General features: G+C 41.8%; 13 protein-coding genes and 1 other RNA gene. 11 read left to right on the top strand and 3 right to left on the bottom strand.

The annotated features are described in order from the left end of the window. Positions 1-278 precede the first annotated feature (278 nt). The 5 genes from smpB to MHB54_RS11975 all read left to right on the top strand — a co-directional run bounded on the left by smpB (position 279) and on the right by MHB54_RS11975 (position 3,354). Positions 279-758, top strand: coding sequence for an SsrA-binding protein SmpB (gene smpB / locus MHB54_RS11995; protein ID WP_013308270.1), 480 nt, complete (start codon positions 279-281; stop codon positions 756-758). A gap of 248 nt (positions 759-1,006) precedes the next feature. Then, positions 1,007-1,371, top strand: a transfer-messenger RNA (tmRNA) gene (gene ssrA / locus MHB54_RS11990). Between the two features lie 265 nt (positions 1,372-1,636). Then, positions 1,637-1,864, top strand: a complete 228-nt coding sequence (locus MHB54_RS11985) for a DUF896 domain-containing protein (protein ID WP_028541879.1) — start codon at positions 1,637-1,639, stop codon at positions 1,862-1,864. A gap of 67 nt (positions 1,865-1,931) precedes the next feature. Beyond that, positions 1,932-2,330 (top strand): DoxX family protein, encoded by a 399-nt coding sequence (locus MHB54_RS11980; RefSeq protein ID WP_264454300.1) that lies wholly within the window; start codon positions 1,932-1,934, stop codon positions 2,328-2,330. Between the two features lie 73 nt (positions 2,331-2,403). Next, on the top strand, positions 2,404-3,354 hold the full coding sequence (locus MHB54_RS11975) for a ring-cleaving dioxygenase (RefSeq protein ID WP_264454299.1): 951 nt from the start codon (positions 2,404-2,406) through the stop codon (positions 3,352-3,354). 238 nt (positions 3,355-3,592) lie between these two features. Here MHB54_RS11975 and MHB54_RS11970 read toward each other — a convergent pair whose 3' ends face one another. Next, the gene (locus MHB54_RS11970) at positions 3,593-3,940 is read right to left on the bottom strand and encodes a winged helix-turn-helix transcriptional regulator (protein WP_034094951.1); all 348 of its coding nucleotides are present in this window, start codon (positions 3,938-3,940) and stop codon (positions 3,593-3,595) included. 175 nt (positions 3,941-4,115) lie between these two features. Between MHB54_RS11970 and MHB54_RS11965 the strand changes: the two genes are divergently transcribed. Continuing rightward, entirely contained in the window at positions 4,116-4,763 is a 648-nt protein-coding gene (locus MHB54_RS11965) for an NAD(P)H-dependent oxidoreductase (protein WP_023986498.1), read from the top strand. 295 nt (positions 4,764-5,058) lie between these two features. On the opposite strand, the gene MHB54_RS11960 is transcribed toward MHB54_RS11965, so the two are convergent. Further along, the gene (locus MHB54_RS11960; protein ID WP_023986499.1) at positions 5,059-5,532 is read right to left on the bottom strand and encodes a tautomerase family protein; all 474 of its coding nucleotides are present in this window, start codon (positions 5,530-5,532) and stop codon (positions 5,059-5,061) included. 284 nt (positions 5,533-5,816) lie between these two features. Between MHB54_RS11960 and MHB54_RS11955 the strand changes: the two genes are divergently transcribed. Then, positions 5,817-6,374, top strand: coding sequence for a PadR family transcriptional regulator (locus MHB54_RS11955; RefSeq protein ID WP_264454298.1), 558 nt, complete (start codon positions 5,817-5,819; stop codon positions 6,372-6,374). 222 nt (positions 6,375-6,596) lie between these two features. On the opposite strand, the gene MHB54_RS11950 is transcribed toward MHB54_RS11955, so the two are convergent. Further along, positions 6,597-7,748, bottom strand: coding sequence for a glycosyltransferase family 2 protein (locus tag MHB54_RS11950; protein ID WP_023986501.1), 1,152 nt, complete (start codon positions 7,746-7,748; stop codon positions 6,597-6,599). 352 nt (positions 7,749-8,100) lie between these two features. Between MHB54_RS11950 and MHB54_RS11945 the strand changes: the two genes are divergently transcribed. From MHB54_RS11945 to MHB54_RS11930, 4 genes are all read left to right on the top strand, one after another. Continuing rightward, entirely contained in the window at positions 8,101-8,823 is a 723-nt protein-coding gene (locus tag MHB54_RS11945; RefSeq protein ID WP_023986502.1) for a GntR family transcriptional regulator, read from the top strand. Between the two features lie 294 nt (positions 8,824-9,117). Further along, positions 9,118-11,502 (top strand): phosphoketolase family protein, encoded by a 2,385-nt coding sequence (locus tag MHB54_RS11940; protein ID WP_053324386.1) that lies wholly within the window; start codon positions 9,118-9,120, stop codon positions 11,500-11,502. Positions 11,503-11,780: 278 nt separating this feature from the next. Next, positions 11,781-12,623: an aldo/keto reductase gene (locus MHB54_RS11935; protein ID WP_076265135.1), complete on the top strand. Its 843-nt coding sequence runs from the start codon at positions 11,781-11,783 to the stop codon at positions 12,621-12,623. Positions 12,624-12,806: 183 nt separating this feature from the next. Then, positions 12,807-13,466 carry a PspA/IM30 family protein gene (locus tag MHB54_RS11930; RefSeq protein WP_023986505.1) on the top strand — a complete coding sequence of 220 codons (660 nt, stop codon included), beginning with the start codon at positions 12,807-12,809 and terminating at the stop codon, positions 13,464-13,466. Positions 13,467-13,472: the final 6 nt, after the last annotated feature.

The raw sequence follows: 13,472 nt of genomic DNA, 5'->3' as shown, positions 1-13,472 counted from the left end.
TAGCTAGAGCTTACTTACTTTGAAGGCTGGAGCTTTCATTGCAGTGTATGAAGCTGATTTGAAGCATAGGTATACGGGCGGTTTCTGTCTGCTGTATTGGATGGAAGCCGCTTGGTTCTAAGTGTGATATAAGTGCAGTTAGAAATGTAGAAGGCTTGACCTTTCTTGCTTTTACCATCTGAAATTTGTTACAATATATTTCTAGGTGGCTCTTTGTAGCCGGATTTTGATGCCTGGATTTCAAGAGTGAATTACGTTATTCATAAGGAGTGGTATTCATGGGTAAGAAGGCAGACGGGAAAGTGCTCGCCCAGAACAAAAAAGCTTCCCATGACTATTTTATTGAGGACACTTACGAGGCGGGCATGGTGCTAACGGGAACAGAAATTAAGTCTCTACGGAATGGTCGTTCTAATATAAGTGATGCATTTGCTACGATCCGTAATGGCGAAATTCATATTCACAATATGCATATCAGTCCTTTTGAGCAAGGAAATCGTAATAATCCTACTGATCCGACGCGTACGCGTAAGCTGCTGTTGCATAAAGAGCAGATTCGCAAACTTATCGGATTGTCCAAACAGGAAGGCTACACGATTGTTCCGTTAAAGATTTATGTTCGCAATGGTTATGCCAAGCTTTTGCTCGGACTGGGTAGAGGTAAAAAACAGTATGATAAACGTGATGCTGCCGCTAAACGCGATGCACAGCGTGATATCCAGCGCGCTTTGCGTGAGAAACAGAAAATTGCGAGATAAGTTGCTGTATTATTGTATGGTACAAATTGCGTGGGGAAGTTACTTGTTCCTGTAATGGTGCTATTTTATAAGGCTTAAATGGCTTCATTTCGTTTCGTAATGACCTGTAATATGGTATACTAACGGAGTAGTCAGTTTTAAAGCTTTTAACTTTGTTCGAGTGTTGAATCTTAGAATTCAGCTTTTGATATTATGCATGCTTATGCTCCGGTATTTCCGGATTTATCCGTGGAGCCCTTTTATAATAAGGGGGCGTTTATGGATTCGACGGGGATAGTTCGAGCATGGGTAGCGGGTAGTGGGGACGCGTCCGCTTCATCAACGCTAAAGCCTATTAAACGGCAAACAACAAAACAACTACGCTTTCGCAGCCTAAGAAACTGTGTGCGTGCTTCTACCCAGCATCGTCCATGTGACTGGGATAGGGGCTAACAAATAGTGGAATACGCTGTCTCATCTCCGCCTGGGGTGAGCTGAAGAAGATAATCAGGCTGACCCGAAGGGAATCCGGTGACAGGGAGTTTCTAGGGTGACATCAAAACTGTCACTACACCCGTAGAAGCTTATGTGTCGTTATCTTCGGACAGGGGTTCGACTCCCCTCGCCTCCATTTAAGTAAGACAAGAAAGCCATCAGCCAGTGATTCTGGTTGGTGGCTTTTTATTATGGCTCTAGTAATTGACTTGAAGAGGTTTTACACAACTTGTAGCTTAAAGGTATCTCTAAGTGTTCCTGCTGCTTTTTCTCCGTAAGCAACCCAAGCATTGATTTTCTTTTCGAAAAAGTATTGACACGGATAGAAAAATATTATATCTTTATATCAAGATAAATAAATTAAAGATAAAACAACAGCAAATTATGAACAGGGAGGTATACACATGATCACCATTTTAGAAAGAATTAATCAGCTTGCAAAAAAAGCAAAAGAAGTTGGGTTGACTGAAATCGAAAAAACGGAACAAACGGATCTTCGCAAAGAATACCTTCAAATCTTTCGGGGTTCTGTACAAAGCCTTCTCTTGAATGCTACGATTTATGATCCGAATGGAGACGATGTTACGCCTGAGAAACTAAAAAAAGAACAGGCTCAAATCGCTAAACGATGAATTTAATTTTATCTAATATCTCTAATTTAATAATCTTTAAGTAAATATAATATGGAGGGTGATTTTTATGTTGGCAAGTGGATTGTTACTGATACGTTTGGTGGTTGGATTGTTATTGGTGGGGCACGGAGCACAGAAGCTTTTTGGTTGGTTTGGCGGCTATGGTCCAAAGGGTACGGCCGGTTGGATGGAATCGATTGGCATTAAGCCCGGAGTGTTCATGGCAGTGTCTGCTGGGTTGATGGAATTGTTGGGAGGAGCTCTATTTGCTTTAGGACTATTCACTCCACTGGCTGCATTGTTGATTACGGTGACTATGCTCGGAGCAATTTTCAAAGTACATGGCCCAAACGGGATCTGGGCAACAGCTAACGGCTATGAATATCCACTAGTTCTTATTGCAGTCGCAATTGGTATTGCGTTGACAGGAGCAGGTTCATATTCTATCGACGCATTACTTAGATAAAACATGATGTTTAGGTCATTAAAGTCATCAACAACAAAAAATAAAGGTTCTTACGATTAAAGGAGGGTTTCATATGTCACTGCAAACTACAGGTATCCATCATATTACAGCTTTTGCCGGTAATCCACAGGAAAATGTCGACTTCTATGCCGGCGTCCTGGGACTTCGGTTAGTGAAGAAAACAATCAACTTCGATGCTCCTGAGGTTTACCACTTGTACTTTGGTGACGAGGCAGGAAGTCCTGGAACGATCATTACTTTTTTTCCTGCACCAGGAACTCCCAAAGGGCGAATCGGAGGTGGCCAGGTGGGCATAACCTCGTATGTGGTCCCACCAGGTTCACTTGATTTTTGGCGGCATCGTTTAGAAAGCTTTGATATTCAAGTTACGAAAACGAGCCGTTTTTCTGAACAATATCTTCAATTCGAGGATAATGAGGGCTTACGACTTGAGCTTGTTGAACGTGAAGCGGGAGCGAATAGTACTTGGTCTTACGGTGGCATTTCGGCTGATCAAGCAATTAAGGGGTTTGGAGGTGCTGTGCTATTTAGCGTTAACCCACAGAAAACGATGGATGCATTGGAGAGCATACTCGGATTTACGAAAATCGCTGAAGACGCCGAATATGCCCGTTATCAGTCCGTAGGAGAAATCGGCAACATCGTAGATGTTCCGCTCGCCAAAATGGGTCTAGGCTTTGGTGGAGCAGGCACGGTACATCACATTGCATGGCGTGCAAAAGATTTCGAACAACATGAAGAATGGAGAAGCGCAGTCCAGCATTATGGCTATCAGCCGACTCCAATCATAGACCGCCAATATTTTAATGCGATATATTTCAGAGAAGCGGGCGGCATACTATTTGAAATTGCTACAGATCCACCGGGATTTGCTAATAATGAACCTGCTGAATCTTTGGGGCAGAAATTAATGCTGCCAGAGTGGTATGAACCGCAGCGGGCTCAAATTGAGGCGAATCTGCATCCTATTGAAGTGAGAACATTAACTGGAAAACAACAGTAAACGAAACGGCAGCTGTTTTACCTCCAGAGGAAAAGGTGAAGCCACGTTGATGGGAACTGCCAGGTTTAGAAAAACGGTACATGACTGAATATAAACATGACAAGATGAATATCAACAGGATTAAACCCACTTTGACAAAATTGGTCATAGTGGGTTTTCATTATGCACTTGGTATGGACTTATAACATAGGGATGAAAGTCTGATCACGCTAGGCAGGAAGGGATGTATATTTAATCGCTATTTTTCAACGCATCTAATTTTCGAGTGCTCCAGATGAACCTCCCCCCAATCATACATACTGCGCAATATGGGGACGAAATTTGCTCCGTGAGCTGTTAGCGAGTATTCAACCCGGGGAGGGATTTCTCTGAATATTTCGCGATGCACAAACCCGTCTTCTTCTAATTCTCTTAGCTGCTTGGTTAACATCGCTTGTGTGATATCAGGAAAGGCGCGTTTAATTTCACCGAATCTTCGGGTACCACGGGACAGAAACCATAAAATCACTATTTTCCATTTGCCGCCAATGATTTTCTGAACCTTTGTTAAGGGGCAATCTGTAAAATAATTCAGATTTTCACTCATTTGTGCCATCTCCTCATCGTTTGTATTCCAGAAAGTCCTATGAAATCAATTAGTATGATTTTTGATAGTATATACTATAAATATGCCTACTTGTTGTTTCGATACCATTGGCTTAACATTACATTAGCATTAAAGCTTTGACAAGCCATCTGAAAATATTCTGGGGGCGAAGAAGATGAACATTAATATTTTATACGGTCACCCTTATGCTAAGAGCTTTAACAAAGCGATTTTGGAGCAGGTGATCGCTCATTTAAACGTACGAGGGGCGAATGTTAAGGTAAAAGACTTAATTCAAATGTCATTTAATCCGACGGCAGGCTTAAAGGATTTAGAGGCTAAGGTCACTAACGTATTGCCAGAGGAGATAGTAAAAGAACAGGAGGATTTATTGTGGGCAGATGCCTTGATTATTATTTCACCGGTATGGTGGGGCGGATTTCCCGCTGTTATTAAAGGATATATAGATAGAGTGTTCACAACAGGACTCATACGCTCTTCTGATGGTGTATATGGGCTTGAGGGCAAGAGAGCCTACTCGATTTTTACAACAGGATCTTCAGAAGATTATATTCGCATATCACGTCAGAAAGATATGCTCTACGCGGCTAACGATAATTTGTTTGGGTTCGCCAAGTTTTCGGATGCCGAGATTAAGCTTCTTTACTCGGTGCCGCGTGTAACCTTGGAGGAACGAAAAGCAATGCTGCTGGATGTCAATCGATTTGTCGATCGTATTTTTGATATGAGACCGGGAGAGGGAGGCAGTACGAGGGATAGCCTTTCTCTTCAAGCTTTGGAGCATGATTTGGCTAGCCATTAAGATTACGTAAACTGCAGGATGTTTCTTTGGAAAAATGAAGAACACCCTTATGGGTGTTCTTTCGTTTGGACATATGGACATATTACACTGTGCTAAGTTATAAGCTTGTTACTGCTAAAGATATAACCTTTTGGATGGTTCTCCTACTGGATACCGCAGAAGGTTTAAGACGTCAGTTGCCGGTTTGTAACTTGCCTTAGCCACCACGTCAGGAGATTTCCCGGTGTTTCCCGTATCCTCTAGCCGACAAGATATGAATGCTCCTCCAATCTTTAGAAATGCCAAATTCCACGCATTACCGTGTAATATTTTGCTTGATAGCCTTAATTTTCTCCTCAGTAAAGACTCCTGAATCCAGCAGGTCTAGAATGGAGAGCACGCTGCCGCGAGAACCCCAGCTGCCTTCTTCAATGACCTGGAAGGATACCCACCAAGTTGGGGATGGTTCCGGTACACCAAGTACTTTAGTCAAACTGCCAAGAATATTCTCAAGCACTTTTTTGCGAACGTCGTTAGGCCAGTCACCATCCATCACCAGAACATTGACAGTAATTACATCACGTTCTGGCTGATCCGACAGCAATTGCCCACCAATTGCCATGTAATCTATTGGACGTTCGTTGAAATGGACCTGAAACCCTTCTCTTGCTGGCGGACAATATTGACCTACCTCTGGAACGAGAACTGCATCCGTCAAACCTTCTGCCAAAAGACGGCGCTGTTCAAGCGTTATGCGGCCTGCGGGATAATTTACACTGATCATGGTCATGGTCTGATATCTCCTTATTAAGATTTAACCAAGCGATGTCTTGGAATTCTTTATGATATCTGTATCCAAGGCTTCAGCTTGGCAAGCTCATTGGTATTTTGTTGATATCGTTAATATAAAACGATGATAAACCCCTGTCAACACTAATTATTATAATAATATATATTTAAATAATATATAGAGAGATGTGAAGCTAGTTTAAATGGGCTATAATTATGTCTAGTCTAATGAAAGCATGACATACTACGGAGATTTGCTAGAGGTAACAGGAGGCACAATATATAATGGCGAGACAGTCAGGAAAAACCAATACAATGTTTGCGGTATTAGGCATTCTGAGTCTGGGTCCTCATACCGGTTATGATATAAAGCAACATATGGAGCAAAGCACTAGTTACTTTTGGAATGAGAACTATGGTCAGATCTATCCCAGCCTGGCAGAGCTACTGGATCGAAAAGATATTGCAGTCGAGGTTATTCGACAGAAAGGAAAGCCTGACAAGAAACTCTACAGCATTACCGATCAGGGAAGGCAGACGTTGTCAGACTGGCTTTCTCAGCCCATGGAGCATGTGGTGATGCTTAAAAAAAATGAGCTGCTGTTGAGGGTGTTTTTTGGCGGGAATTCTTCGCCTGAAACGATTATAAAGCACATACAGGAGTATAAAGAAAAGCTAGTGGAAAGCTTGCATATTTTTGAAGAACTTGAACGTTGGCTTATCAACGTAGAGCATAAAGACCATAATCACAAATATTGGATGATCACAATGAGCTATGGTAAAAGTCAGTTTAGCAGTTTAATTAACTGGTGCGATGATAGCATTAAAATATTGAGTTCTTAGCAGTTGGTAAAACTCATATGTAATGAATAATCAGAAAGCATGCTGGACTATCAGAGGAATAGTAAACTAGTAACGACAATTCTTGTCGTTATCTCCGGACATGGCGACTCCTCCTCCATAAAGCTGCTTGCCAAGTTGGGCTCGCACCTTTATGGAGGAGTTTTTTTATCCCGTAAGGAGGATGCAATACATACGATTTTGTACGCTGTAAATGAGTAACTATTATTCCACCAGCTTTTCAGACTTCACCAGCATTTCTCGTAACACGTGAGCGACTCGACTTTTCCGGTTCTCTGCTTTCTTTTTTATCAAGTGTAATGATTTTTTGTATGCATGAGTATGGCTTTGATCGTAGAACTGTTTGGCTGCAATGCGTAATGTTCTTCTTAATAACAGTGCTGATGAGCGTGTTAACCTAGAGCGGAATCCCCTGCGCAATACCCGCAACGTATTTTTGTAGGTCTCAAAATCCTCGGATGGAGGGATAAGGGCAAATAAATTTAACGAGGAGTCATTGAATCCGTAAGTTTCATACATGATTCTCAGATTTTCTGTATTTAAAACGTTACCTCTAAGATAGGTTGGATGTTCCTGATGATATCCGACCACCTCTTTGATGCAATAAAAAGGGATCTTCAAGCGATGCAGTCTATAGCCAAGGTCCCAGTCTTCGAGTCCATACAGCACAAACCGTTCATTGAAACCTCCAATACGAATCAAGTGGCTGCGTCTGATGGCTACACAACGAGTAACCAGCAGCATCCAGGGAGCGACATCCGTTGTGGCAAATTGTTTCTGCGTATTGGGGGGGACTCTTGTGGGACTAACTACTTTAGACAGTGCACCCGTTTGATGAAGGATATCTTCAGGCGTTATGATCGGAGTAATTTCGTTCGCTGCTTCATAGTCAGCATTCCATAAGTTGGACTGCGTAAGTATGTTGCGACATTGTTCTTTTTCTTCAGGAGAAAAGTCAGGGTAATAATGGGTAAAAGCATCGTCCCATGAGTGAGGAATGCCTGAGAGCACGGACTTGGGATATTTACGGTGATAACGGCTCACGATCCTAATGAATTCCGGTAATACTACAAAGTCAGCGTCGCAGAAGATGATGTATAGCCCTTTTGCACGGCGCAGTCCCAAATTTCGAACGGCAGATCGACCGCGTTGTTCCTGATGTGACACATAGATAAGAGGATAGGATGCTTTGAAGCCTTCGACCATTTCTTTCGTTCCGTCTGTAGAACCGTCATCAGCTACAATGACTTCGAATAGTTGCTTTGGATAGGTTTGTGTCTCAAATGAAGCGAGTGTGAGCAACAATTGCTGGGCTCGATTATAGGTTGGAATGATGACGCTGTAGCGGATAGCCAATATGATCTCCCCCCCACCATTCTTATTAGAAAACGTTTGAACAAGATGAATAATAACAATGTATTCAAGGATTTTAGCCTGGTCTAGTCAAACATCCCTCAAGGCTCGAAACAGGCTTGGTCTTATTACTGATGCTAAGGTGGGGGCTCTGTATTTTCTGCTGTTTTGCAGGTACGTTCAGTGGTGTTATATATGTGTAATCATGGTATTATGCATAGAGATGTAAAGTAAAAGCGACGGCGCTTCCTATCCGCTGAAAGCCTGCTCAGCAAACAGAAACAAACATGAGATGAAATGGGCAAGTTATGGTAAACTATATAGAGTTATAGAAGACCTGAAAGAGGAGTACTATATGACACAATTTGTCTATAAGCAAATTATTGACGATCTCAAGATGAAAATCTTTGCGGGAAAGTTTGCAGATATGAGATTGCCAGATGAACGTAGTCTTAGTGAGACTTACCAGGTTAGTCGTAGTTCAATTAAACGTGCTCTGACTAAAATGGAGAATGTCGGAATTATTTTCAAAAAACAAGGTTCCGGGACATTTATTAATCCATTATACATAAGAAATGAATCTATCTTTAACTACGAAGGCTCTAATCTAGGGGTCACTGATAATTTTCAAATGCATGGTAAAAAGCCTAAGATCAAAGTATTGAGTTTTGAGGTCATTCCGCCAACAGAAGAGTTACAGCGCGATTTGTTCTTGGAGACTCATGATTTTGTTTACAAAATTGTTCGCTTACGTCTGTTTGATGATGATCCTTTTATGATTGAAACGGGCTATATCCCCATTAAAATTGTCCAGAATTTAAATCAGACAATTATCGAGGGGTCCATTTTTAATTATTTGGAAGACTCGCGGAACTTGGCCGTCACCAAATCTTTTTTATCCATTTTTGCAGAACCGTCTCAAGAGAATGATCAAAAGCTGCTACATTTAAATGAAAATGAGCCTGTAGGTATTATGGAAGGTGTGTTCTTTTTAGATAACGGTACGCCATTTGAGTTTTCTCATATGCGATTTCATTACAAATATTTGAAATTTAATACCTTTGTATCGGTTCACTAATGATAAGACTGGGGAATTCTCCGGTCTTTTTTTTATGGTTTTGAAAAAAGGATTGAAGCCTGCAATTACCTCGTTTATTACAAATTTTATTGGTTTATACTTCTATATATTTTAATGTAAGAGCTTTTTTACTGTCTTTTTAATTTATATTTCATAGTATGTTCAAAATTTCACAAAATTGGACCGTATCACTTGTGAAAAAGGTTGAATTAAATTGGGGTAGCGTTATGATGTACATGTAGATGAAATTTCCGGAAATAAATTACAAACAAAACTACTTAGGGAGTGGACACAATGTCATTATCACCCGTGTTAGCAGATTATTCATCTAAAACATATTTGGAAAAACTTGATGCATATTGGCGTGCAACGAACTACATTTCGGTAGGTCAGCTTTATTTAAAAGATAATCCTTTGTTGAGAGAGCCTTTAAAAGATTCAGATGTGAAAGTTAAGCCTATTGGACACTGGGGCACAATTCCGGGTCAAAACTTTATTTATGCACATCTAAATCGTGTTATTAATAAATATGATTTGAGCATGCTTTATATTGAAGGTCCTGGTCACGGCGGCCAGGTTATGGTTTCAAATTCTTATCTGGATGGTAGTTACACTGAAATCTATCCACAAATTACGCAAGATATCCCAGGTATGAAGAAATTGTTCAAACAATTCTCTTTCCCTGGCGGTATTGCTTCACACGCTGCTCCTGAAACACCTGGATCTATCCATGAAGGTGGAGAATTAGGCTACTCCCTTTCTCATGGTGTAGGTGCCATTTTGGATAATCCTGATCTAATTTCGGCTGTTGTTATTGGTGATGGCGAAGCTGAAACGGGTCCATTAGCCGCTTCGTGGTTCTCTAACAGATTTATCAATCCCATCACAGATGGTGCAGTGCTACCAATCTTGCACTTGAATGGCTTTAAGATTAGTAACCCAACGATTATGTCTCGTCAATCGAAAGAAGAATTGACCTCATACTTTAAAGGTTTGGGTTGGGAACCGTTCTTTGTTGAAGGTGAAAATCCGGATCACATGCATCCAGAAATGGCGAAAGTATTGGATACGGCCATCGAGAAGATTGAAGCTATTCAAAAGAATGCGCGTGAAAATAATGACCTTACTCGTCCGGCGTGGCCGATGATTGTCTTCCGTTCACCTAAAGGCTGGACGGGTCCAAAGGAATGGGACAACGTGCCGAATGAAAATTCATTCCGTGCCCATCAGGTTCCAATTCCGGTTGATCAAAAGAATATGCAACACGCACCTGCTTTGTTAGAATGGCTGAATAGCTATAGACCAGAGGAATTGTTCGACGAAAACGGTCGTTTAAACTCTGAGCTTGCTGAAATTCTGCCTACAGGCGATAAACGTATGGGAATGAACCCTGTTGCGAATGCGGGTAACCTCATTAAAGACTTGAAATTACCGGATTTCCGTAACTATGCGCTGGATAATTCCGTACCTGGTAAAGTGATTGCGCAAGATATGTCGGTTTTAGGGAAATACGTTAAAGATGTGGTTCTTTTAAATGAAGAAAATCGTAATTTCAGAATCTTCGGACCGGATGAAACGATGTCTAACCGCTTGGCTCCTGTTTTTGAAGTAACCAAACGCCAATGGATGGACCAAATTATTGAACCTAATGATGAATTCTTATCATCCTATGGCCGCGTAATTGATTCTCAATTATCCGAACACCAAGCTGAAGGATTGCTGGAAGGTTATGTATTAACAGGTCGTCATGGTTTCTTTGCAAGTTACGAAGCCTTCCTGCGTGTGGTTGACTCGATGATCACCCAACACTTTAAGTGGCTGCGTAAAGCAACGGATCAAGGATGGCGTGCAGATATCCCATCATTGAATGTCGTAGCAACCTCAACAGTGTTCCAACAGGATCATAATGGGTATACACACCAAGATCCAGGTTTGTTAGGTCATTTGGCTGATAAAAAACCAGAATTTATTCGGGAGTATCTGCCAGCGGATGCCAATTCATTGTTGGCTGTTTTCGACACCATTTTAAATGACCGTCAAAAGATCAATTTGATTGTTTCGTCTAAACACCCACGTCCACAATGGTTTAGTGCTGATGAAGCGAAAGAATTGGTGGACAAAGGGTTGAAGATTATTGATTGGGCAAGTACAGATCAAGGTGGGGAACCTGACCTTGTCATTGCTTCTGCTGGTACAGAGCCAACTATTGAAAGTTTAGCTGCGATTTCCATTTTGCATGAAAAACTGCCTGACTTGAAGATTCGGTACATCAACGTGGTAGATTTGCTGAAACTGAGAAGTCAAAAACTAGACCCGCGTGGATTATCCGACGCCGAGTTTGATCATTTTTTCACAAAAGACAAGCCAGTTGTTTTCGCTTTCCATGGTTACGAAGGTCTGATCAAAGATCTGTTCTTTGATCGTCACAACCATAACTTGCATGTACATGGTTACCGTGAGAATGGCGATATTACGACACCATTTGATATGCGCGTATTGAATCAGATGGATCGCTTCGATCTAGTGAAGGAAGCTGTTCTAAGCTTACCTGACGCTGAGAAGTATACCAACATTGTGGATGAAATGGATGCTACGGTTAAGAAACATCATCAATTCATTCGCGAAGAGGGTATTGATTTACCAGAGGTAGAGAACTGGGTATGGAAAGGCTTGAAATAAAAACACAGACACTTCAACTTTATGTTGGACAACCAAGCCATCAAGCATGAAGTGGAATATATGATCTGGTAGTGGTATACAAGTGCCTGACCCCTTTGACTTCAAGTATGATTTCAATGGGGATCAGGCGCTTTTTGATTTAGCACACAGAGAACTTGGTAGAGAATTTACAAGCTAGTGTGTATATACATATATAGGGAACGAAATGAATTTCTATATTTTGCCTGAGGATTAAAGAGGTGTTATGGTATATGAGAATAGTAAAGGAGGCTGTTAATATGAACCATCAAATTCCGGAGAAGGTATTGAATGATGGCACTAAAGTGCCCGTCATTGGATTTGGGACTGTTGGATTTAAGGGTGCAGATGGAGTACAGGCGATTACCGGCGCAATTGATGCAGGTTACCGTCTGATCGACACAGCGTTCAACTATGAAAATGAGGGGGCTGTCGGGAAAGCGGTCCGGCAGAGCTCTGTGCCCAGAGAGGAATTGTTGATTTGCTCCAAACTACCGGGTCGCCGACATGCTTACCAAGAAGCCATTGTAACGATCGAAGAGTCATTATATAGAGGAGGTCTGGACTATTATGATCTTTATCTGATCCATTGGCCGAATCCCCAAATTGATCGATATGTTGAAGCCTGGCAGGCGTTGATTGAGGCGAAGAAAAGGGGCTATATTCGTTCCATCGGGGTCTGCAATTTTCTGCCCGAGCATAATGAACGTTTAATTCGGGAAACAGGTGTCGCCCCGAGCATCAATCAAGTTGAATTGCATCCATTGTTTAATCAGGAGCACCAGCGTACGAAAGATGCTGAACAGGGCATCGTGACCGAATCGTGGAGCCCCTTGGGGCGTGGTCACAGCATACTGGAGAATGAAAAGATTGGGGAAATTGCTGCTGCTCATGGTAAAACGACTACACAAGCGATTTTACGTTGGCATATCCAACTTGGAGCGATCCCGATCCCTAAGGCCTCTTCTTTAAAACACCAGACGGAGAATTTGGATATTTTTGATTTTGAGTTGTCTCCAGAGGAAATGAACGTGATTTCGGCATTTAGCAGTGAGGATGGGCGGATATGGGGTCAGGACCCCAAGTCCTATGAAGAACTATAATCAGGAACAATAAATAGAAGGGTTCAAAAATCTGTCGCGGGTTTTTGGACCCTTTGCTTTTATAATAAAACGAACACACATCCGAAAGTGATCAGTGGGCCAGCATATAGAGCTATGATGAACATTTTTTACCGGATTTGATGTATGATATGGTGGAATGTAGTCCTTTCGAAGGAGGTCATCATGGGAATTTTGTCGAGGTTTAGGGATATTATGAAAATGAATGTTAACGCCTTAGTGGATAAGGTGGGAGACCCGGAGAGAACCATTGACGATTATATGCGGAATTTAAACAGTGATCTAGGCAAGGTGAAAGCGGAGACGGCCTCAGTGTTGGCTGATGAGAGAAGGGCAAAAAGAGCACTGGATGAATGCAAAGCCGAAATCAAAAAGCTCCAGCATTATGCCAGTAAGTCTGTGGAAGCTGGTAATGAAGAGGAAGCTCGAAAGTTTCTGGAGAGAAAAGGTTTGCAGGCGGAGAAATTGGAACAATTACAAACGTCCTATGATTTAGCTTCGACAAACGCCGTAAATATGAAACAAATGCAGGAGAAGTTGGTGTCCGATATGGGACAACTAGAAGCGCGGCGCGCTGAACTTAAAGGGAAGATGGCGGTTGCCAAAGCACAGCAAACCTTGAACTCTATGGGCAGCAAGAATTCTGCTTTCGAAGTTATGGAAGAACAGGTGAACAGAGCGTATGATGAAGCGATGGCTATAGCCGAGCTTCGGGCAGGAACGAAGGACGACCTGGATGCTTTATTTGCACAATACGAGAAGAGTACGAATGCAGAGGATGAACTGGCTGCGATCAAAGAAAAAATCAACCATAAGGAATCATAACAGTAT

It is taken from the genome of Paenibacillus sp. FSL M7-0802 (assembly GCF_038004945.1).
In the GTDB taxonomy this organism is placed as follows: Bacteria; Bacillota; Bacilli; order Paenibacillales; family Paenibacillaceae; genus Paenibacillus; species Paenibacillus polymyxa_B.
This window is presented reverse-complemented; position numbering and strand designations above follow the sequence as displayed.